The 21,917-nt window shown below is 42.2% G+C and carries 23 protein-coding genes and 1 tRNA gene; 8 read left to right on the top strand and 16 right to left on the bottom strand.

Annotated features, from left to right (window positions below; translation table 11 throughout):
• Positions 1 to 35: 35 nt before the first annotated feature.
• Entirely contained in the window at positions 36 to 758 is a 723-nt protein-coding gene (locus V7K76_RS24405; RefSeq protein WP_334778052.1) for a carbonic anhydrase, read from the bottom strand.
• A gap of 334 nt (positions 759 to 1,092) precedes the next feature.
• On the opposite strand from V7K76_RS24405, the gene V7K76_RS24400 reads away from it, so the two are divergent.
• On the top strand, positions 1,093 to 2,415 hold the full coding sequence (locus tag V7K76_RS24400) for a hypothetical protein (protein WP_334778053.1): 1,323 nt from the start codon (positions 1,093 to 1,095) through the stop codon (positions 2,413 to 2,415).
• A gap of 652 nt (positions 2,416 to 3,067) precedes the next feature.
• Here the strand turns inward: V7K76_RS24400 and V7K76_RS24395 are convergent.
• The 8 genes from V7K76_RS24395 to V7K76_RS24360 form a co-directional block, all read right to left on the bottom strand.
• Positions 3,068 to 3,796, bottom strand: a complete 729-nt coding sequence (locus V7K76_RS24395; protein WP_334778054.1) for an ABC transporter ATP-binding protein — start codon at positions 3,794 to 3,796, stop codon at positions 3,068 to 3,070.
• Positions 3,797 to 3,865: 69 nt separating this feature from the next.
• Positions 3,866 to 4,093, bottom strand: coding sequence for an indolepyruvate ferredoxin oxidoreductase subunit alpha (locus V7K76_RS24390; protein WP_292717925.1), 228 nt, complete (start codon positions 4,091 to 4,093; stop codon positions 3,866 to 3,868).
• A gap of 200 nt (positions 4,094 to 4,293) precedes the next feature.
• Positions 4,294 to 5,508 carry an ATP phosphoribosyltransferase regulatory subunit gene (locus tag V7K76_RS24385; protein ID WP_334778055.1) on the bottom strand — a complete coding sequence of 405 codons (1,215 nt, stop codon included), beginning with the start codon at positions 5,506 to 5,508 and terminating at the stop codon, positions 4,294 to 4,296.
• A complete protein-coding gene (locus V7K76_RS24380; protein WP_334778056.1) occupies positions 5,508 to 6,455 on the bottom strand; it encodes a J domain-containing protein in 948 nt (315 codons plus the stop codon). The genes V7K76_RS24385 and V7K76_RS24380 overlap by 1 nt, the downstream gene beginning before the upstream one ends.
• Positions 6,456 to 6,529: 74 nt before the next feature.
• Positions 6,530 to 7,342 carry an inositol monophosphatase family protein gene (locus V7K76_RS24375; RefSeq protein ID WP_334778057.1) on the bottom strand — a complete coding sequence of 271 codons (813 nt, stop codon included), beginning with the start codon at positions 7,340 to 7,342 and terminating at the stop codon, positions 6,530 to 6,532.
• Positions 7,343 to 7,432: 90 nt separating this feature from the next.
• Positions 7,433 to 7,579, bottom strand: coding sequence for a hypothetical protein (locus tag V7K76_RS24370; protein ID WP_334778058.1), 147 nt, complete (start codon positions 7,577 to 7,579; stop codon positions 7,433 to 7,435).
• 102 nt (positions 7,580 to 7,681) lie between these two features.
• Entirely contained in the window at positions 7,682 to 8,227 is a 546-nt protein-coding gene (locus tag V7K76_RS24365; RefSeq protein WP_334778059.1) for a thermonuclease family protein, read from the bottom strand.
• 100 nt (positions 8,228 to 8,327) lie between these two features.
• A complete protein-coding gene (locus V7K76_RS24360) occupies positions 8,328 to 8,696 on the bottom strand; it encodes a 2Fe-2S iron-sulfur cluster-binding protein (RefSeq protein WP_094353240.1) in 369 nt (122 codons plus the stop codon).
• A 106-nt stretch (positions 8,697 to 8,802) separates the two neighbouring features.
• On the opposite strand from V7K76_RS24360, the gene V7K76_RS24355 reads away from it, so the two are divergent.
• Positions 8,803 to 8,887 (top strand) — tRNA-Ser (locus tag V7K76_RS24355).
• A gap of 371 nt (positions 8,888 to 9,258) precedes the next feature.
• Here the strand turns inward: V7K76_RS24355 and V7K76_RS24350 are convergent.
• Positions 9,259 to 10,737, bottom strand: coding sequence for an alpha-amylase (locus tag V7K76_RS24350; RefSeq protein WP_334778060.1), 1,479 nt, complete (start codon positions 10,735 to 10,737; stop codon positions 9,259 to 9,261).
• Positions 10,738 to 10,850: 113 nt separating this feature from the next.
• Positions 10,851 to 11,477 carry a DUF1003 domain-containing protein gene (locus tag V7K76_RS24345; protein WP_334951268.1) on the bottom strand — a complete coding sequence of 209 codons (627 nt, stop codon included), beginning with the start codon at positions 11,475 to 11,477 and terminating at the stop codon, positions 10,851 to 10,853.
• On the opposite strand from V7K76_RS24345, the gene V7K76_RS24340 reads away from it, so the two are divergent.
• On the top strand, positions 11,476 to 11,622 hold the full coding sequence (locus V7K76_RS24340; RefSeq protein WP_334951270.1) for a hypothetical protein: 147 nt from the start codon (positions 11,476 to 11,478) through the stop codon (positions 11,620 to 11,622). The two genes, V7K76_RS24345 and V7K76_RS24340, sit on opposite strands and share 2 nt — an antisense overlap.
• Positions 11,623 to 11,661: 39 nt before the next feature.
• Here V7K76_RS24340 and V7K76_RS24335 read toward each other — a convergent pair whose 3' ends face one another.
• Positions 11,662 to 11,826, bottom strand: coding sequence for a hypothetical protein (locus V7K76_RS24335; RefSeq protein ID WP_334951272.1), 165 nt, complete (start codon positions 11,824 to 11,826; stop codon positions 11,662 to 11,664).
• 360 nt (positions 11,827 to 12,186) lie between these two features.
• Between V7K76_RS24335 and V7K76_RS24330 the strand changes: the two genes are divergently transcribed.
• Positions 12,187 to 13,416: a tetratricopeptide repeat protein gene (locus V7K76_RS24330; protein ID WP_334951274.1), complete on the top strand. Its 1,230-nt coding sequence runs from the start codon at positions 12,187 to 12,189 to the stop codon at positions 13,414 to 13,416.
• 414 nt (positions 13,417 to 13,830) lie between these two features.
• On the opposite strand, the gene V7K76_RS24325 is transcribed toward V7K76_RS24330, so the two are convergent.
• Positions 13,831 to 15,009: an FAD-dependent oxidoreductase gene (locus V7K76_RS24325; protein ID WP_334951276.1), complete on the bottom strand. Its 1,179-nt coding sequence runs from the start codon at positions 15,007 to 15,009 to the stop codon at positions 13,831 to 13,833.
• Between the two features lie 18 nt (positions 15,010 to 15,027).
• On the opposite strand from V7K76_RS24325, the gene cobA reads away from it, so the two are divergent.
• The 3 genes from cobA to V7K76_RS24310 all read left to right on the top strand — a co-directional run bounded on the left by cobA (position 15,028) and on the right by V7K76_RS24310 (position 17,970).
• Positions 15,028 to 16,623, top strand: a complete 1,596-nt coding sequence (gene cobA / locus V7K76_RS24320) for a uroporphyrinogen-III C-methyltransferase (protein ID WP_442936185.1) — start codon at positions 15,028 to 15,030, stop codon at positions 16,621 to 16,623.
• A gap of 208 nt (positions 16,624 to 16,831) precedes the next feature.
• Complete coding sequence (coaE, locus tag V7K76_RS24315; protein WP_334778066.1) at positions 16,832 to 17,422, top strand: dephospho-CoA kinase; 591 nt, start codon at positions 16,832 to 16,834, stop codon at positions 17,420 to 17,422.
• 239 nt (positions 17,423 to 17,661) lie between these two features.
• Complete coding sequence (locus tag V7K76_RS24310; protein ID WP_335030107.1) at positions 17,662 to 17,970, top strand: hypothetical protein; 309 nt, start codon at positions 17,662 to 17,664, stop codon at positions 17,968 to 17,970.
• A 343-nt stretch (positions 17,971 to 18,313) separates the two neighbouring features.
• Here V7K76_RS24310 and V7K76_RS24305 read toward each other — a convergent pair whose 3' ends face one another.
• Positions 18,314 to 18,679 carry a DOPA 4,5-dioxygenase family protein gene (locus tag V7K76_RS24305; protein WP_334778068.1) on the bottom strand — a complete coding sequence of 122 codons (366 nt, stop codon included), beginning with the start codon at positions 18,677 to 18,679 and terminating at the stop codon, positions 18,314 to 18,316.
• A gap of 726 nt (positions 18,680 to 19,405) precedes the next feature.
• On the opposite strand from V7K76_RS24305, the gene V7K76_RS24300 reads away from it, so the two are divergent.
• Positions 19,406 to 20,191: a class I SAM-dependent methyltransferase gene (locus tag V7K76_RS24300; RefSeq protein WP_334778069.1), complete on the top strand. Its 786-nt coding sequence runs from the start codon at positions 19,406 to 19,408 to the stop codon at positions 20,189 to 20,191.
• 137 nt (positions 20,192 to 20,328) lie between these two features.
• Here V7K76_RS24300 and V7K76_RS24295 read toward each other — a convergent pair whose 3' ends face one another.
• Positions 20,329 to 20,736, bottom strand: coding sequence for a hypothetical protein (locus V7K76_RS24295; RefSeq protein WP_334778070.1), 408 nt, complete (start codon positions 20,734 to 20,736; stop codon positions 20,329 to 20,331).
• A gap of 630 nt (positions 20,737 to 21,366) precedes the next feature.
• On the bottom strand, positions 21,367 to 21,801 hold the full coding sequence (locus tag V7K76_RS24290; RefSeq protein WP_334778071.1) for a CAAD domain-containing protein: 435 nt from the start codon (positions 21,799 to 21,801) through the stop codon (positions 21,367 to 21,369).
• Between the last annotated feature and the right edge of the window lie 116 nt (positions 21,802 to 21,917).

The following is a 21,917-nucleotide window of genomic DNA, read 5'->3' as shown; positions in this document are numbered from 1 at the left end:
CTAAAATTATTAAGTTCATAAAAGGTGTGAGATACTTAAGTAATAATATTGACTTTGCCAGTGTCCAGATCATAACAAGCACCAACAATTTTTAGTTTACCTTCACGGAGAAATTTAGCTAAAATAGTTGAACTTTCTTGCAATTTTTCAGTTTGATACTGAATGTTGGCTATAACCACATCCTGCATATTATCACCTGTGCTGAACTTTACCCTTTCTACAGATGGTTTGATGCCCTCAATAATTAAACCAATTCTGCCAGGAAGTGGTTCGTTTTTGATTGCTTCTGCTACTGCACCGCATCTTCGATGACCCAAAACCACAATCAAGTGCGAATCCAATACTGCTGTAGAATATTCCAGACTACCTATTACCGTGTCACTGACAACATTACCAGCAACTCGCACGACAAACAAATCTCCAAGTCCTTGATCGAAGACGATTTCCGCAGGTACTCTAGAATCTGCACAGCCCAATATGGCAGCAAAGGGATACTGAGCTTTAGCAACTAATCGTAGATGTTCTAGTGATTGATCGGGATATTGACGTTTTTGCTGAATAAATCTTTGATTACCATCTAGCAAGCGTCTGATGGCTTCATCTGGACTGATTTGATTAGGGTTAACCGGGTGAATATCAGCAACAGCAGTTTGCTCTGAATTCCAAAAGCTATCACCAAAACTAGTAGCTGCAATACCTACCACACTGGCGAATTTTAAGAAATCACGTCGCCCTAAAAATCCATTAATTCGACTCATCAATCTACCTGACAACAACAAAGCTGTTCCCAAGAAGATATCAGAGTTAAGAAAGATGTAAGAGTACCTTCTTACACGATTTAAGAGTCATTTAATCTTCACATTAGAGCAGATTTTAAAACCTATATACTATACAGATTGACTGTTATATGCGTCAAGTAAATTCCATATTATTTGTCAAATTGAAAGCCAGGGTTAGCCAGAAATAGGATAGTTTTTCTAATACATCATCTTTTAGTGACGGAAAAGTATAATTTCTGTCAAAAGCTAAAACCCTCTATTGTTTGTATTTCCTGTATTTTTGGGAATACTTAATAGAGTACTGGCTATAGAGATGGCTTTTTTAAACAAAATAAACTGGAATTTACTACGTAAAAATGCTCCAAAAAGCTCTGGGATAGATCCGTCTGCTCCCAGTTCACAACCTTTAGTGCAAAAGCAACCTGCGACATCATCAACCCCTAAAAACCTTGCTGAATTAGAGCATGAAATGGAGTTAGAGAGGCGGGTTCTCAAAACATCCCCTCAGCAATTCCATCGTAAAGCCAAGCGGGGTATAGGTAATAGACTTATTTGGATAGCAATACTTATAGGCATTCCCAGTGGTGCAATTTGGGTGGCGAACCAGCCTTACCCAGTGATTCGCCGTCCGGTGATGCTCCATGCACCTTTTTTGTTGCTACCCAGCTACATCAGCATGGATAATCACTATCGGCAGGCGTTGGTATCAGTTGAGCAAGCTGAACAATTGATTGAAAAAGCTACTAGTCCTGCTGATTTGGCTTTGGGAGAACAGAAGCTACAAGAAACACAAAAACATTTAGATCAGTTACCAACTTCCTTTGTCAACGATTGGTCACAATATAGATATTGGTGGTATGACTCGCGATTCAGCATCTACGGTTTTAATGCATTTCGCAGTAAAGTTGGGCAGCTAGAAGCTCAGGTTTTTCAAGAAAAGAATGCTCAGTCGTTACTTACCGATAATATGCAGACCTTCTTGAATGCAAAACAGCAATATGAACGGGCGACAACAGCAATTGATAAACAGACTGCAATAGCTGCTTGGCAAACAGCCCTGAATCAATTTGAGCAGATTCCTGGTCAAACTCTGGCAGGAAAAACTGTACAAAATCAACTAGATAATTATAAGCGTGAGTTTCAGGAAGTTGTTGGATTGGCAGCGGGGAACGATCGCATCAGTGCCTTAATCACCGCAGCGCGACAATTTTCTTGGCAAGCTGCTAAAGCTGGTCAAAATCCGCCGCACACTGTTACCGAATGGCGACAGATAGAAAATTTGTGGATAGAGGCAATTGAACGGTTGAAGGAAATTCCTTCAAAAGATGTAGCAGGTTATACTGAGGCACAGAAGTTATTAGCAATTTATGAGGCTAATTTAGGTCAAGTTAAGGTTAGACGGCAAGCTGAGGCGGATGCTGTGGAGGCTTTGGAGGCAGCGCAACGAGAGATCGAAAGCTTGTTGGCTTCAATTCCTACGGATGCTCATGATGGGGAGCGCAATCGTGTATTGAGCCAATTGCAAAGTATTATTCATCAATTAGAAAAGGTACAAAATGGCACAACAACCTATTTGAAAGCTCAAGAATTACTACTATCAGCAAATAATAAATTAAGACAACTACAGATTAAATAAATGGTAGCGATCGCTTGGGTATGTTAACATCTCCGCCAAAAATATTTACAACAGAATGAATCGACTGTAGTCCCCTATATCCATATCAGGTATTTCCTGAAATGGTATAAGTCCATTTGTACTATGTGTTTTCTGTTTGATTTCTAGCCAGTTGTAGTGAAGCGGTGACGTTGGCGCTGCATCCACCTTAAGGTGGTTCGGAGAGCGTCAGCGTCAACAACTGGCCATTGGGTGGGGTTTTTGAGACGGGAATTAATCCCTTGTAGAATTTTCTCAATTTCCCTGTAACCCTGCTGATATATCAATTAAAACTGCAACAAAAAAATTTTGGATGCCAAATTGCCAAAAGCACTCAACATAATTACAAATTGCTAATGGGGATTCTGGCAAATGGGGTAATTTACGTTTTGGTCAATTTTTCCTCAATGAATGTCCTGTTTTGTCTTTTGACTAGCTGTAGATGTGATTAGAAACGCAAGGATTATTGGGGAGAATTCTTTGAGCATCGAAAACGACGGTCGCGGCAGTGGCAGGATTTATATTAGTTATAGAATAGCGTAGGCGCAGCCTAAACTAGGCATCGCTATCGCCTAGTGAAGCTCCTATATTAAGCTGGTGTTATGTTGAATGGGGCAAGAGTGATTAAGAAGGATTAATGTCTCTTACCCGCTCCCAGATATAGCTCACCCACTTTCGGGTCATTCAACAATTCTTCACCAGGTCCGGAGATCGCATCACGTCCCGACTCTAATACATATCCACGATTAGCCATCTCTAAAGCCTTACGGGCATTTTGTTCTACTAATACGATCGCAGTACCAGCCTGATTAATTTGTTTAATCTGCTCAAATACTTGTGTCACTAAAATCGGCGACAAGGCAGCAGATGGTTCATCTAAAATCAGCAAACCAGGTTCCAACATCAAAGCTTTGCCCATCGCTAACATCTGGCGCTCTCCTCCAGAGAGAGTACCAGCGCGTTGACGACGGCGATCGCTTAGTCTGGGGAACATGGTAAATATTCTATCTTTAATTGGCTTCAGGGGAACGTTAAGCACAAAAGCACCCATCTCCAAGTTCTCTTCAACACTGAGGGAGGGGAAAACATTGGCGATTTGCGGTACGTAGCACATTCCTCGTTGGACAATTTGATTGGACTTTAGCCCCACGATATTTTCACCTTTGAAGGTAATTGTGCCTGTGTGGGGGATCAAAAGCCCAAAAATTGCTTTTGCCAAAGTAGATTTACCCGCACCGTTGGGGCCAATCACTGTCACCAACTCCCCTGGTGAAACCTGGAAATTCACACCTTGCAGGATATCGACATCTTTGATGTATCCAGCATGGACATTTTGAACATCTAGTAAATAGTCATTTGTCATTTGTCATTTGTCATTGGTCATTGGTCAACAGTCAACAGTCAAACATAACTATTGACTGTTGACTATGGACTATTGTGGGGTTTTTTGCAACTCTGGTCGTTCTTCTGCAAGAATTGCCCCTTCTACTGGGCAAACTTGGAGACAGATACCACAGTCGATGCAAGTGGCAAAGTCAATCCAGTACCAATCAGTTCCCTTGGCATTTTTGCCTGGGCCATCATGAATACAAGCTACTGGACAGGCATCTACGCAGTCAGCAACGCCTTCACAGACTTCTGTAACAATTGTGTGCGGCATGTTCTCGATTCCCTCTTTTCTGTATCGGCTATTTCTAGCCTAGCAGGGGACTGGGGACTGGGGATTGGGGATTGGGGACTGGGGATTGGGGATTGGGGAAGAAGCAAGGGGACAGGGGGCAGGGAGCAGGGAGCAGGGGGAGACAAGAAGAATAACCAATGCCCCATGCCCCATGCCCAATGCCCAATCCCCAATGCCCACTAAAGCAATGATTCTATTTCTGGTGAGCCATCAGCTTTGATCCAGGCAATTTGGGCTATGCTGCGATCGCCTGCATATTGGCGAATAGCATCAGCATCCCTTCCTCCTAAATCAATTTCTACCCGCACTAAATCAGTGGAATTTCTGAGTTTTTGCGCGTAGGCAAAAGCGGCGGCGTTAGCACTGGCTGTCTCTGGTGCTACTAACCAGTCACTCGCTGGAGTTACCTGTGGTAATTGCTGAGTAGATAACAAAACCTGGTATAAATCTTCGAGATTCAGTCCAAAACCAATTCCGGGAATGTTTTCTCCTTGAGGATGATATAGCCCCAAAAGCTGGTCATAGCGACCACCACGCCCTAAAACTCTGGCTTGGGATTCGGTATCGTTGACAACCTCAAAGACAATACCAGTGTAGTAATCTATAGTTTGGATCAGGCTGAGATCGAGGATTAACGGCAGTTTTTTCTCGGATTCTAGTAATTCTACTAGGGATTTGAGGTTATTCACTGCCTCTCGCTGTTCTTCATCAAGATCCAAACTACTGACTTTTTGCAACACGTCTGCACTTGGCCCGCGCAAATCCAGGATGATTTGGGCACGATCGCGCAGTTTGTCGCTCAGAGGTAAATTATCTATGGCAATGCGATCAAGATGAGCGATCGCACTGCGAACTTGATCTCGGAGATGATCGGGAAAGGCACTCAGGAGCGATCGCGTAATTCCCGCCTCACCTAAAATTAAATGCCATCCCTGCAAACCCAGTGCTTCTAAACAGTCTGCTACTAACAGCAGTACTTCGGCGTTTGCTAGCAATCCGCCAGCACCTAACAACTCCACCCCAGCTTGATAAAACTCTTGTTGGCGATTGTGTCTACTTTCCCAAGTGCGGCGAAACACATTGGCATTGTAGTACAGCCGTTGTGGATAACGCAGACCTGCCATCCGAGTGACAACAGTACGAGCAATAGAGGCTGTTAATTCTGGACGTAGCCCTAACTCATCATCTTCCCCATTTTGCTGTAGTTGAATCACCATCTGACGCTGAATTGCTTCCCCCGCCATTAGGGTATCCATTCGCTCTAAAGTCGAGGTGATAATCCTGTGATATCCCCAACGATGAAACACCTGTTGTAACCGCTCTTCAATCCAGCGTTTTTTCTCCACATCCAAGGGCAATAAATCCCTGGCTCCCGCTGCTGGTTGATACACCATTATTTTTTCTTCCCACCAAACAAACCACCGAACAAACCACCACTACCAGATTTATCTGGTTGCTTATCTCCATTATTGGGGGATGAAGTCACCTTATGATCGCTAATTTGTTGTCCTAAAGCCTTATCTATTTTAGGTTTCCATTGCAATGCCGTTTCGTCACTGGGGTCTAGTTTTAAAGCATTGTCAAAGTGGATTTTTGCCATTTTTAGCTGATTTTGCTTCAAATACACCATTGCAATTAAGCTATGGCAGCGACTATTTTTAGGTTCTAGCTTTAGGGCCTCTTGCAACTCTACTTTGGCTTGGGCAAACTGGTTTTTCTCAATCAAAGATTGAGCGCGACGAACATACTGTTCTACAACCAAGCCCTCTTTTGCTAGCGCTGGTAAGGGATTTTTTGGTGCATTTGGCTGAGGCGTAGCTAATTGGACTTTGGGTTGAGCCGGTGGCAGTGCTGTGGGTAATTTGCTCACACTCCGCATTAAATACACTAAATTCAACTCGCTAGCTTGGGCAATGACTTGCAGCGCTTGCTCTAAAGAATCATATTGGGTTAGGGCTAGTTTCGCGATCGCAGTTTTATAGAAATGATCTGTATTAGCCGCCTCAACTAGCTGTTTAGCCAAGTCAGTGTTGAGAGTTACCGAAGTAGACTCTTGTACGAGGCGCTTGCTAATTTGCGACAAAATTAGAATATATTCAGTGCGAGTGCGATCGCCAACAAGTTTTTCGTAAGCTGGGTTAACCAGCTTTGATAACAATTCGTTACCTAGCTCTTTTTGAGCAGCAGTTTGAGTAAAACTACTGTCTGGGTGCAAACGGCGGGCGACTTGGAGATAGCGTTTGCGAATCTCTTTGACATCCGCATCAACTGGAACGCACAATACTGCGTGATGATCTATGAAATCATATTTAAATAGTCCGCGGTCTATTTTAAAAGACATATAGAGGTTTTATACCAAAGGAGCAGTTCGACTCCTCTTAGTTTACCCAAAGTCGGGGGGAAAGCCGCCACCTACTACACCCAGGCTGACAGTGGTGGAACCTGTAAAAGTTCGCGACTGAGGGAGTCGTGAATATAACCATTTGTAGCCAGAATTCTACCTGACTCAATTTTTACAGGAGTACCATCGTAGGCGGTGACTTTGCCCCCGGCTTCTTGTACCAAAATTATTCCGGCGGCAATATCCCAAGGGGAAAGCCCCCGTTCCCAGTAACCATCCACACGTCCACAGGCAACATACGCCAAATCTAGCGATGCCGAACCGCTACGTCTGACTCCTTGGGTAAGATGGGTGAGGTGACTAAATTCTGCGTAGTTGTTATCAGAGGTTTCACGGCGATCGTAGGCAAATCCTGTTACTAGTAGGCTTTTACCCAGTTCAGATGTTGCTGAAACCTTGATGGTTTGACGGTTACGCGTTGCTCCTAAGCCAGCAGCAGCATTGAATAGCTCATTATGAAATGGGTCATAAATAACACCAACTTGAGGAACGCCATTAATTAACAACCCGATGGAAACGGCGAAAAATGGATATTGATGGGCGTAGTTGGTTGTGCCATCTAGAGGATCTATTGCCCAGAGGTATTCATTTTCTTGATTACCTAATTTTCCTGATTCTTCAGCAAGGATCGAGTGCTGGGGAAAGTGGCGGCGCAAAATTTCTAAAATCAACTCCTCTGAGGCTTTATCAGCAGCAGTGACTAAATCACCAGGGCGTCCTTTTTCAATAATTGCGTCTTCTAACTTACCCAAGTAACCTTGCAAAATAGCACCAGCAGCTAAGGCTGCTTCTGTAGCAATATCTAGAAAAATTTGTAGATTTGTCATTAGTCATTAGTCATTTGTCATTGGTCATTAGTCATTGGTCGAATGGCACTAAGAAAAGGCGAAAGGCTTGTGTCACCTCGTTCCCAGTCTTCAGACTGGGAATGTATTCCAAGAGGCTCTGCCTCTGGTCAAGCCACTGGAGGCGGAGCCTGCCAGAATTGGTTCCCAGCCTCCAGGCTGGGAACCAGTCAGGGCAAAGCTTATAGCTTTTCTTAGTGCCATTCGATCATTGGTCATTTGTCATTTGTCATTGGTTATTAATTCTTCTACTTCACTTTCTCACTCCTCTACTCCCCCACTCCCCCACTCTCCCCCTCAGCACTCAGCACTCAGCACTCATTAAAGATTTTGGCGGCGAAACTCGGCGGGAGTGAGGCGCATGGGTTTTTCTGGGTTCCAGATTCCTTGCCCCATGAGTCTAGCCCATTGTTGGGCACGTTCTAAACGCTGATCATACTTGTGGTTGGGCGATCGCTCCACAAACATTGCATTTCCTTGTTTGACTAGTTCTTCATTTAACAACACCTTATTTTTCCACACATAAGCTAGAGTTCGTCCGATTTTGTCTTTTGCTTCTAAATCAAACTCCAGCGTTACCAATTGTTCTACACCACCAATTAGATTCTCTAACTGTTCTTTTGCTGCTTCCCCCCAAGGGCGCTGTCGCAAATCTGGAGCATCAATACCAACTAACCGCACTTGGGAAATCAAATTTGGTTGTTCAGCCATGCCTAAAACTTCCAAGCTTTGCCCACTAACTACCCGTGCTACTTTCACCTGGGCTTGACTGTTCGGCAGTTGGTTTTTAGCTTGGCAACTCACCAAGAGCAATAAGCAACCCAAAATAGCTATTTTTCGCACCCACTCACCAAGACTTACAACCATTACAAATTCGGTGATTTTGAATTGTTTATCGAAACAGAATTCAGGAGCCAGAATACAGAATTCATTCTGACTCCTGACTCCTGAATTCTGACTTCTGAATTCATTCCTCATCTAAGGGTAAACCCGCTTTAATTCTCCCCCTAGCAAAATAGCGTCCAAACTGGAGTTCGTAGACTTCATCTTCGTCTTGTGTCTCCACTTCCAAGTCAGAACGGGGATAACTCACACACAACAAGGCATAACCTTGGCGACGTAAATCTGGTGACAAGCCGATCGCCTCTGGTTGGTAAATTTCTCCTGACAACACTCTCACAGCACAAGCGGTGCAAGCCCCGTTGCGGCAAGAAAACGGTAGTTCTACCCCTTGTTTTTCGCCAGTGTGCAGGATGTAGCGGTCTTCTGGCACTTCTAGGGTGTATGTTTTGTCAGTGGCGCGATCGCGAACTTTAATTGTGTATGTACGGGACATCTGGATTTGCGTTTTGGGATTAGGACTATCAGATTCAATCTAGAATATCTTTCTTTATCTTTGCATTTTCTAGGATTCTATAGTATGATCGTAAGTTGTGGCACCTGGAGAGGTGGCCGAGTGGTTTAAGGCGCAGACCTGGAAAGTCTGTTTAGGGAAACTTAACGGGGGTTCGAATCCCCCCCTCTCCGTTCTCAACCCTAAGTCTAAATATATAGTTTGAACCAGACTTCTACAAATAGTCAGGTTCATTAAGAAGCATAGCTGAAACTTAAACTAAACATTGCCTAAATTGAATCTTTTTAGGCAATGTTCAATTGCTTTGTAACGGAATAATAAGGGTTGTGGCTTATCCACAAAATACTGCTTAAGTTCTCTTTTAGGGAACTCCAAGAAATAAATTGTCCAATATTGTGGGGTGGGCATCTTGCCCGCCCTATGAACTGGGCGGGCGAGACGCCCACCCCACAAGAGTTATTGGATATTTTTTTATTTGGAAGTCCATTAAGCAGTATTTTGTCAAGTGCGTAACTTTCTGGATGAATAGCTACTAAAACCTAGACTAAGACTGTGGAACCCACACAGAAACAGAACCAGCATCGCATCGAAAATCAGCCCAGCCCTCATCATTCGTTGTCACAGGTTCGCTGATATGTTCAGTAATATCAATGTAAGTGCTGTTGGGTTGCCCAACTTCCATCCACTTAGTCCCTTCTCCTCCATTACTCAGAACAACTGCTATACCGCCAGGATGTTCTTCATCTCCTAAGCGTGTCCAGCCGATTGTATTGGCGTGATCGAAGTAATCGTATTGGTCGCCATAGGCATAGGTTTGACGAACATGCAAAAATTTATCAATTATCCATTTGTGACTATCGAGCCAAATCTCATGCTCATTGCCATCTGGCCCCTTATCCTTGTAATTAGCACCATAATAATCCGCATAGAAGATACAGGGATAACCATCACTTCGCAGTAGAATCAACGCATAAGCTAACGGTTTAAACCAGCTTTCTACTACAGACTCCAACGACTGCAAGGGTTGAGAATCATGGTTGTCAACTAAGGTGACGGCTAAAGCAGGTTGCTGTTGCACCAAGGTATTATCAAATATCTGCCGCAGATCGTAGGCATTGCCTTGTTTGCTGGCAGCGCTAAAGTTATAGTGCAATGGCGCATCAAACAGCAACACATCGCCACCGGTGATGCTAATGAAATGGTGCAGCGCTTCAACTTCATAAGACCAATACTCACCGACGGCAAAAAGATCGCGACCTGCCTTTTGGCGACAGTGTTGCAGCCATTCGGGGAAAAAGCCAGCCCTAACGTGTTTAACGGCATCAAAACGAAAGCCATCTACATCAGTGGTTTCTACAAACCACTCACCCCAGCGATTCAACTCCTCGCGCACTTCTGGACTTTCCATATCCAGATCGCATCCCATGAGATAGTCGAAAGCGCCTTTTTCCAGGTCAACGTTGTCATCAAATTTCTTATCTTTGAATAGATAAACTGCGTTCTCACCTTCGTTGTAAACGTTGTAATCAACTGCGTCGAAGTGCCACCAGTGCCATTCCATATCAGAGTATTTGCCTTGGCGACCTGGAAAGGTAAAGTGAGTCCACACTTTAATTGTTTGCATCTCACCGATGGGCTGGGTGCGATCGTCTGGATTATAGGGCGTTGCTTCCACTTCTTCTTCTTTGTCTGCACCTAACTTGTGGTTAAGGACAACATCAGCATACACTCGAATGCCAGCAGCTTTTGCCGCCTTCACAGCAGCGATATACTCGTCTTTTGTGCCGTACTTTGTCCGAACCGAGCCTTTCTGGTCAAACTCGCCTAGATCGTATATATCATAGACTCCATACCCGACATCGTAGCCACCCCCTGTTCCTTTGTAAGCTGGGGGTAGCCAAACAGATGTAACACCTGCATCAGCTAACTCTTTGACTTTCTCTTTAAACTCATTCCAAAGATTACCATCTGGAGGGATATACCAATGGAAGTACTGCATCATTACACCATTCAGTTGAGCCATGTGCATCCCTCTAGTAAAACTTACGATAAATTGTGATTTCCGATACAAAGAGTGTACATTAAGTTTTATGTTTTGTCTTTCAATAGAAACAAAAATCTACTAAAAAACTGCGCTCAACTCATATTGTTTTCTTCTGTGGGTGACAGTTCTTCAGCCAGGTTTTTCTGGAGTGCTTCCAATACTGCGATCGGGTCAGCCGGTTCCTGCATCGATTTCGCTTCCGAATCATCCCGATTTATCACATTAGGCAAATCGGTACGGAGTTCTTCTAATAGAGCAATAATCTTGGCAATTTTTTGCTCGGAGAGCAGGTTAAGCTGTAGCATTAATTGCGCCCGTTGTTCGGCAAAGTTTTCTTGGCGAGTTTGTCGTACCAGTACTCCGGTTGAGATCACCAATGACGCTGCATCTAAGCCTTGACCTGACCAGCTAAACGAGGGTAGATTGAATGGCAAAAAGCGATCGAAAAAACTGCTAAAAATCCAGATAGACAGTATGACTAGCAAACTATACATAAATATCGATCGCCCAAAGAATGTAGCGATCGCTTCTAGTATCCTCTGGTGGACGGGAATATCTCGAACTTCCTGGTTATGAAGTGAAATAATCGCTTCAATATTTTTTGCAATCGGGTCTGGTAATGGAGCCGTGATCACTTGATTTCGAGAAGCTTTCTCTTTAATTTTGTTAGTACCTGAACTGAAGCGTCTATTTGCTGTGTAGTCTGCGTTATCGGTCATGCACCAACTCCTGAATCTGGATGTTACTCGATTATTTTATCTTCCACCAACGATGGCGTTTTACCCCACCGTAGGCGATCGCATCCCAATACTGCTCGATTATTTAGATTTAGAACTAGAAAAATTAAATATGATTTCCAAATAAATCAACTTTAGGGGCGTACATCTGTACATTGGTGTCAACTTAAGCTAAAATCCTTTTCAAATCTCGTTTCCAGCCTCCGGCTGGAAATGCTGCTCCTGGTGGCTCTGCCGCCAGTAAAGAGAGGCGGCAGCCCCAAAGACAAGCATTCCCAGTCGGAGACTGGGAACGAGGCAATCTAAAAGCTGCTTCCAGACTTGCTTTCACGTTAAGTTGACACCAATGACATCTGTATGCCCCTAATATAGCGGTTTCCACTCATGCGAGGTACAATATCATACCGCATTCTAGGGGCACGGCAGTACCCATTAGACTTGTATCAAGTTAGCCTAATCACTTATAATTCGTGCTATAACCCCGCCAAAGCTAAACTTTTGCTCCCTTCAGAGCAAGCAAAGAGGGGCTAGTACAAGAAGGCAAAAGTAAAAAGAAAGAATGCGTATTTTGTAAGCTTTCTGGCTATTTTAAATGGGTAGTTTATTCACGCCGTGTTGTACTAGGGTATTTTTTGATGGCAATTAGCCGAACTTGATATTAAATGTCAACCAAGCAGGTAAGGTAAGAAAAATGCTGAAAAACAAGAATCTATTGGTAGCAGCTATTATCTGCTTGTGTTTGAGCAATGGGAATACTGCTTTTGGTAAAAATGTTGGTGTTGTTTTAGCAAAAATTTCCGACTCAGATCGAGCAGCACTTCCTCAGAATAAAAATGCAGAGGCTAAATTAGAGGAAGGAAATAATCTCTATAAACAAGGAGATTTAAAAGGAGCAGAGGCGGCTTTTCGGAAGGCAATTGAACTGCAACCAAACTTTGCACAAGCTTATATTGGTTTAGGAAATACCCTCGACGATCAAGGTAAACCACAAGAAGCGATCGCACAATACAAAAAAGCCATTAGCCTCGATCCTCAAGATTCTGGAGCATACTTTAATTTGGGTTTGACTTTAGCGAGGGTAGATCAATTAGAAGCAGCGATCGCACAATACAAAAAAGCCATTAGCATCGAACCCAAGTATCCTGAAGCTCACTATAACTTAGGAAATGCTCTCTACGCTCAAGGTAAGCTCACAGAAGCAATTACCGAATATACCCAAGCGATTAGCCTCAAACCAGATTATGCCCCGACTTACGCACGTTTGGGAAATGTTCTATACGATCAAGGCAAGCCAGAAGAAGCGATCGCACAATACAAAAAAGCCATAAGTTTCAATCCCAAGTATGCAGACGCTCACTATTACTTAGGAAACGCTTTGTACGCTCAAGGAAAACCAACAGAAGCAGTGGCAGAATATACAGCAGCTATTAGCTTCGATCCGAAAAATCCAGCAGGTTATAACGCCTTGGGAAATGCTCTGTATGGTCAAGGCAAACTAAAAGAAGCGATCGCACAATACAAAAAAGCTATAAGTTTCAATCCCAAGTATGCAGATGCTCACTATAATTTAGCAAGTGCTTTATACGCTCAAGAGCAGTTACCCGAAGCCGTCGCCGAATATACTCAAGCGATTCGCCTCGATCCGAAACATGCACAAGCTTACACAGGTTTGGCAAATGCGATGGACGATCAAGGTAAGCCACAAGAAGCGATCGCACATTACAAAAAAGCCATTAGCCTCGTACCCAATTATGCTTATGCTTACTATAATTTGGCCATCACCTTGGGCAGAGAAAAACAGCTAGAAGAAGCGATTTTAAACTTCAAAAAAGCCAGAGAGTTATTCCAAGCAGAAGAAAATAAGGAGATGGTTGAGCAAATCGATCAGCTCATTCAAAAAATTAATACGCGAACGAATTGAATAAAGGGCATGGGGCATTGGGCATGGGAAATAGGACTTACGCACTATACAAATTAAGCATCATGTGTATGACGGAATTCCGTCGTTTCAGACTATAGAGCGATCGCCCTCAAACAGAATGATTTAGGATTTAAGTATTGAGAATTTAACAAACAGAATTCAGGAGTCAGGAGTCAGAATTCAGAATTGAATTCTGTGCCACTGGCGTCTGAATAAACGGCGTTTTTGCTCCCCCACTAAATCTCCAATTTAGTGGTGCAATAATCGAGTGGTGGATCTGAATCCCCCACTCATTAATTCTGACCGGAGCTTCGGAGTCTCCGGCTCCGCTCCTGAATTCTGACTTCTGAATTCTTTTTTAAGTAAGTCGGCGCAATTGTAAAGCAAATATCTTTCTTTTTTCAGGATTAGAAATTACTTCGCGCCAAAAAACGCCAGCATTTTTTCGAGCGCGCCTGCGCTGTGCATCCGATCTCCATTTTCTAAAGACTCCTGCGCTGCCTCTGCCGCTCTTTTTCTCATTTGGTTTTCGTAAGAAGCAATAGCAGTTTGTATCTCACTAAAATTTTCGTTGCACAAACACTGGCTCAATTCCAAAGCATCAAGCATAGCCATGTTTGCGCCTTCTCCTGCAAAGGGCGGCATTACATGTGCGGCATCGCCGAGCATGGTTAAGTTGGGCAGGGCTTCCCAGTTTTGATTCAAAGGCATACAATAAATGGGTCGCACAATAAAAGGTGTGGCTGCATTTTCAAACAGTTCGTACCAGATACTGCTCCATTCGGAATATTCTTCTTTGAACCATGTCAGCATTTGTGTTTTATCATAATAATCTAAGCCACTATTTGCTGCCCAGTTTTCATCTGTTTTGAAACTTGCGTAAAAAGTTAGGTCACCATTGCCTTTGGTACCCATCAATAAATTCTTTGTATTTCCGAAAGCCATTATTTTTCCGCCATTCAGCAATGTATAAATATGAGGCGTTGCTTTTTCTGCATCATAAATATTGCCTTCAAGCATTGTAATGCCTGAATAAAAAGCTTTGATGTCTGTGATGTATGGACGGATTTTAGAATTGGCGCCATCAGCAGCAATGACAATATCTGCGTAAGCAGATGAACCGCTTTTGAAATGCAACAACCAGCCCACATTTTGTTTTTCCATTGAAATAAAATGGCTGTCCCACACAACTGTTTTCAGTTGTAAAGATTCCAGCAACATATTTCGTAATGGACCACGGTCTATTTCAGGACGAAAATGTTCACTGTCAAAATCTTCATCAGGTTTGGTTTCGTGGTCGCTAAAAAATATTTCTGCACGTTCATTCACGATAACCATTTTATCGGCACCGGGACGAAAATTCTTTTTAAACTCGCTTAATAAATTTGCTTTGCGTAAAGCCGCCATTCCCGACCCTTCATGCATATCAAGCGGCGAGCCTACCATACGAGCATCTTTATTAAAATCTCGTTCATACACTTTTACGTTTGCACCTTTGAGTTGTAAAAGTCGTGCTAAGGTTAGTCCACCGGGACCGCCACCAACTATAGCGATTTGTTTATTTTGTATCCACTTAGCTACTACTTCATCCATAAGTTCCATAAATGACAAATGATCGTGAATCAAGAAAGGGGGAAAGTCTATCTTGTAGGTGCTGGGCCTGGAGATGTGGCATACCTGACAGTAAAAGCTTACAATCTTTTAGCTGCTGCTCAGGTGTTAGTTTACGATGCTTTAGTAGATGCTCAATTATTGCAGTGCGTACCAGATGATTGCCTTAAGTTGGATGTCGGCAAACGCGGTGGTAAACCCAGTACAAGCCAGGCAGAGATTAACAAATTACTTGTAACGCACTGTCAGCAAGGTAAACAAGTTGTAAGGCTGAAATCAGGCGATCCGTTGATTTTTGGGCGTTGCACTTCTGAAATTGAAGCGTTGAAAGCATCCGATTGTGATTTTGAACTGATACCAGGAATTTCCTCAGCCCTTGCAGCACCTTTGTTAGCAGGAATTCCCCTGACAGATCCGGTTTTAAGCCGCGCTTTTGCAGTATTGACAGCGCACGAACCAGAGGTTTTAAACTGGGAGGCGCTCTCACAGTTAGAGACACTGGTAATTTTGATGGGAGGGCAGCATCTAGCAGAGATTGTAGATCAACTGATGCGACACGGGCGATCGCACTTAACACCCATTGCCATCATCCGTTGGGCGGGAACTCCTAATCAACAAATTTGGACAGCGCAACTAGGCAATATTTGGGAACAAACTACCGGATTATCACTTTCTCCGGCGGTAATTGTGATTGGCGAAGTTGTTGGGCTACGCAAGTACTTACAACCTGAGAAAATAGATTATCAGGATTCGACTACAGCCAAAACTTTTAGCCCCTCTGCTATGTCAAGCAACTTCTCCCGATCTCCCCTTACTGGTAAAATAATCTTAGTGACACGTTCAGTTAGTCAGTCGAGTCAATTTAGCGATCGCCTCATCGCATTAGGTGCAACAGTCATCGAAATGCCTACCTTAGAAATCGGCCCGCCTTCCAGCTGGGAAGCTTTGGATCGTGCGATCGCTCATTTATCTGACTTCGATTGGTTAATTCTCACTTCTACCAATGGCATAGACTACTTTTTTGAAAGGCTAAATGCTCAAGGTAAAGATACCCGTGCCTTAGCAGGCATCAAAATTGCCGTTGTTGGTGAGAAAACAGCCCAAAGTCTCAAACAACGCTCTCTGCAAGCAGATTTTATTCCCCCCAATTTTGTTGCCGATTCTTTAGTAGAAAATTTCCCAGAGCAACTGGATGGTAAAACGCTTTTATTTCCCAGAGTTGAAAGCGGTGGAAGGGAAGTTTTAGTTAAGGAATTAACTATCAAGGGAGCAAAGGTAATAGAAGTTGCTGCATATCAATCTTGTTGTCCTAGTAGTATTCCACGTGCGGCAGAATTAGCTTTGCAAAACCGCAAGGTAGACGTAATTACCTTTGCCAGTTCTAAAACTGTGCAATTTTTCTGTCAACTTACTAACAATATATTTTCCCACAACTCTGATCCTAGCCAACTCTTAGAGGGCGTTTGTATTGCCTCTATCGGCCCCCAAACCTCCAAAACTTGCCATACTTTATTCGGACGTGTGGATGTAGAAGCTGAAGAATATACTTTAGATGGTTTAACCCAAGCACTGATTCTATGGGCGACAAATTCTTAGATGAGGGATTGAGGAATGGGGACTGGGGACTGGGTAATGGGGATTGGGGACTGGGTAATGGGTAATGGGTACTGGGAATCAAGGACAAGGGAGAATTATTGAAGAAGTCTCTTCCCAATCCCTAATCCCCAATCCTCAATCCCCAGTCCCTAATCCCCAATCCCTAATCCCTAATCCCCAATCCCTAATCCCTAATCCCCAATGCCCAATGCCTAAACGTATAATCGGCTTAACTGGAGGTATTGCCACAGGCAAAACCACTGTCACCAATTATTTAGCTAGCGTTTATAATCTGCCAATTTTGGATGCAGATATTTATGCTAGAGAGGCAGTATCTTTAGGTTCGCCGATTCTGGGTGCGATCGCCGGGCGTTACGGCGAACAAATTTTACTACCCGATGGCAGCCTCAACCGCCAAAAGCTAGGCGAAATTATCTTTAATCGTCAAGATGAACGCAACTGGATAGACAATTTGATTCACCCTGACGTGCGCGATCGCTTCCTCAAAGCAATTTCTCAGTCTTCCTCACAAATATTGGTGTTAGTAGTGCCTCTATTATTTGAAGCTGGGATGACTAATTTAGTTACAGAAATCTGGGTAGTGCGTTGTTCTCAAGAGCAACAACTACAAAGATTGATACAGCGCAACCATTTAAATAGAGAGCAGGCACAAGCTAGAATTAACAGCCAATTATCTATCGAAGAAAAAGTGGCTCATGCAGATGTCGTTTTAGATAACTCCTCCACCCTAGAAGTATTACTGAAGCAGGTAGATGTAGCCCTAAAAACCCATAAGTAGATACTAAATATTATTTATATTAAAAAATATACATAAACGACATTTTCAAGATACAAAAATTTTATAATATTTTTAAGTAAGAAACACTCATATCTCACAAAACTTTATCTAATAATTAGGTGGTTTTACAGTTGAATTTACGGTTAAAATTACCGTAACTTTAAGGAAGTTAGCTTTAATAAATTATCAGTTCTATTTTTTAATTTTTATTAAGTGCCTTCTCTTCAATTAGGATAGGTATGAACTTAAGTTTTAGTTTTTTAAATAAATTATCTTTGGTTATCTCTTCAGCAACAAAATTAAAACAGAAGAATAAAATACACGATTACAGTCAACAAATTTGGGGAAGCGACTACGTATTTGAGCGCCTCAATGAAGGAATAATCGGCTACATGACTGGAGTAGGGACAGGCATCAAACCCTGCGATCGCATTATCTTACGAGAAGGTTGTGAATCTTATCAATATCAAGTTGAAGAAATTGATTACTATTCCGATCCATCTGATATGTGGATAGCTTTACTCAAGCAAGTAAGTAGGCAAGAATAACTATTTATTGCGTATGCAGAACGCTACAATACTACATATATATTAGAAAATGACTCCTCTTGCGATCTCTACAAGAGGAGTCATTTTCCGCTAGACTTAACTTAAGAAACGTGGATTAAATAAGATGGAAAACTTCATCCTGTCTGTAGCTTCCCTCTTTTTATAAAGGAGAGGGATTGAGGGTGAGGTAAACCAGTTAACATAAATTGTATGTTATTTAATTCTTATTCCTAAGTATAGGCTGAAACTTATATTTATCAGGAAATTAGACTTTGTTAGTCACAATAGAAAAAGTTTCACGCCTGAGTCCAGAACTTTTACTCAATAAAGTAGGTTAGTTCCCTTAATTAGATGAAGTTGAACTAACCTGTCGAAGAAACTCGGTATTCAAATCTAGCTTTTTTCCTAACCATAAAGAATGCTCCGTATGATCTGAGACAGCATCGCCTGTATTTGGGTGGACTAGAATATCCAATCCCTCACGATTGAGCATTAACCAAGGAACGACTCGATCGAATTGATTCGGTAAGAAAGCAACTTGATACATCCCTTGTGGGTGAGGCCCGATGGGGTGGTCAAACCAGCGTCCGAGTTGCACATCAAACCTAGCGCCCAATCCTTCACGTACACGCGCAGCTACATCCTGACTCGCAGTATCAAAGTAAACATGAGCGTGAAAACTAGCGATCTCCATAGCATCTTCTTTCATAGATCCACTTTTCGCTCTCAACTCTAAATTTTGGGTAGTGGACTTTTTCTTTCTTACTGAAAAAGCGATCAATCAATTTTATCCCAATACCGTGCAGTTAAAGATAGATTGTGGAAATTTGACTCACAGAGGTTATCGATTTAATAATACAACACCCCGTAAATAAACCAGGAGTCAGAATACAGAATTGGTGAATACTGTACCCATAAAGGGATAGAGTTTTAAGGTGAGAATATTTTAATTTTTTTCGCCCACCAGGGGCGAAAGCGCGTAGCGGGACGTTCGCGGTAGCGTCTCTAAGAGTTGTACGGTTTTAAGCCAATACGGTTCAGTTAGCGCCAAAAACCCCTCAGATGCGTAGGTTGGGTGGAGGAACGAAACCCAACATTTTCGCGGGTTTGTTGGGTTTCACTTCGTTCCACCCAACCTACGATTATCCTTAACTGAACCGTATTGATTTATAAGAAGAATTCAGAACTCAGGAGCGGAGCCGGAGACTCTGAAGCTCCGGTCAGAATGGGCTAAACCTTAGCTATGCGCTAACAGTATGAATTCTGTATTCTGACTCCTGTTTTATTAAATGTTTTCGCCTCATATTTATCTTTATAGCAAAAGAATTTGAGGAACTTGTGAGGAAAGCAATTTATTTATCTTTGATTATCAAGTGCTAAAATTACTCCACAGTTATATTATACTGTTTGAAAAATTAGTAAAAAACTTAAACAAATGGCTATTTACGAGCAAATTGGCAAAGGCTATGATTTGACTCGTCGGGCTGACCCTGACATTGCTGTCCGATTAGCTGTTCACCTCGAAATCAAATCAAATTCATCATATCTCGATGTGGGATGTGGCACCGGAAATTACACGCTAGCTTTAGCAAAACATGGTGGTATTTGGCATGGCATAGACCAGTCAAAGCAGATGATTGATGCTGCTAAGAATAAGAGTAATTTTGTAGCTTGGCAAGTTGCCGAAGCTGAAGCTTTACCTTATGCTAATGGGATTTTTTCAGGTGTGCTATGCACTCTAGCAATACATCATTTTGCTGCATTAACCCCTGTTTTTCAGGAGATTTACCGTGTGTTGATGGGTGGCAATTTGGTATTGTTTACTGCTACACCAGAGCAAATGAGCCAATATTGGTTAGTCGAATATTTTCCAGAGGCTATATATAAATCTGCTGAACAGATGCCAAGTTTAGAAAATATCAGATTTGCTCTCAATGAGGCAGGTTTTAATTCAGTAGATATCAAACCTTATTCTATTTCAGAAAACTTACAAGACCTATTTTTATATAGTGGTAAATATCGTCCTGAAATATATTTAGATAAAAATGTCCGCTCTGGAATTTCGACGTTTGCTTTGCTAGCTTCTGCGGATGAAATCGCCGCCGGGTGTCAAAGGCTAGCAGCAGATATTAATACAGGACGCATCACTGATATTGTCAATAAATATGAAAACAATCACGGAGATTATTTATTTGTAATTGCCCATAAAGTAGTAAGTTGAGCTAATACATAAAGGACTGACAAATAAACAAATATCCAATTGATTATTGTGGGGTGGGCGTCTCGCCCGCCCAGTCAATATGACGGCAATATGCTCACCCCACAATATTGGATAATTTATTTCTTGGAGTTCCCTAATTAAATTACTCCTGGCCCTCTACCCCGATTGTCATTATTTTCTGTTAACTTGCCTTCTTCGTCCTGATTAATTTCTCCGAGTTCTTGAATACGTTCTGCTCTCTCTTCTGCTGCTTGTTGGCGTGCATCGCCTGGCTGTTCGTAGTAAATTTCCGGTTCAACTGCATAGTTGTTCAACAAACCTTCTTTGTCCACAGTATAGCCATCAGTGGTGCGTATACTTTCTGGATCGGTTTGGTCATCGGTGGAGGCATCTGCTTCCCCTTCTTCTGTGGGGAGTGTTTTATACTTATTTCCTTCTCTTTCTATACGAGCGGCTGTTTCTGCTGGAATAATACCGCGATCGTAAGTATCTACTTCAGCCCGATCAGATGAATCTATACCTTTATTAACTGCTTCATTAGCCATAATTTATGTCCTCGTTAAAGAATCTATTAAATAACTTCAAGAACTAGATTAGGCTGTTTTTTATCTCCGAACTACTATCTTTAGAAGTGATTTAAAATTAAATATAATGTTATGTTCTCTATCTTTTGAGGTATCAAAAAAATCAATATTTAACTAAAAAGAAAGAATGCTTATTTTGTAAAGCTTTCTGGCTATTTTAAATGGGTGGTTTCTTTACACCGTGTTGTACTAGTACAAGAAGGCAAAAGTAAAAAGAAAGAATACTTATTTTGTAAGCTTTCTGCCGATTTTAAATGGGTGGTTTATTTACGCCGTGTTGTACTAGTAGTCTGTCAAATAAATTTTGACGGATAAAGAAACGAACCGCATACTCCTACGGAGAAGCAAGCTACGCGCAGCGTCTCGTTAGAGAAGGACGCAAAGAGCGCTAAGGAAGAAGGAAGGAAAGAAAGAAGAAAAATTGAAAAATTTATTTACCCGTCAATTAGTTCTTGACAGACTACTAGTAGTCTGTCCCATTAATGTTGTTGGGCTGCTAGATCCCCGACAACTTCTGCGAAGTCGGGGATCTGAACACCACTAACCTCTCAAAACTTTTAGGACAGACTGCTAGTTTAGTGTTCAGGAAATTTATTCGCCCACAAACTGGTTCTTCAGGAATTGAATTTCATGGGACAATTCTTGCCGAGTTGAAGCCTTCAGTAGATAACGGGAAATAAACCAAGTGGCGTAACCAATTCCAACTAACTCAAAGAGGGGTGATAATAGTGGAATATCATTGATTGCATCCAAAACTGCTAGTACTACCTTGGCTGTAACAATCGCCGCCAAAATTAAAGCAACAGTTATTAGAGGCTGCTTATAGTTTTGAAAAAAGCTACTTAAGTATTGGGGCAGTTGCTCCAAAAATTGAGTAATTTGTCTGCTAATTTGTTGCCATTGAGATTCAGGTTCACGGGCTGGTGGTAACTTTGGCAAGTTTGCAGTATCAGTACCTTCAAGTGCTAGTGTACCTGGTGAGAATGAAGCATTGATCGATTCTCGTTGCTGTTGTTCAGTTGCCATAGTTTTTATTTGGGGCAATTACAAGAGTTTGTATAACTGACTAATCGTAAATAAATAATAATTATTCGAGTCGTCAGTTGTCAATTCTTAATGGTCAGTTATAAGTATAACTGACC

The sequence above is a fragment of the Nostoc sp. genome (assembly GCF_036917975.1).
GTDB lineage: Bacteria > Cyanobacteriota > Cyanobacteriia > Cyanobacteriales > Nostocaceae > Nostoc.
The sequence above is the reverse complement of the archived record's forward strand: the minus strand, read 5'-3'. Positions and strand labels throughout refer to the sequence as shown.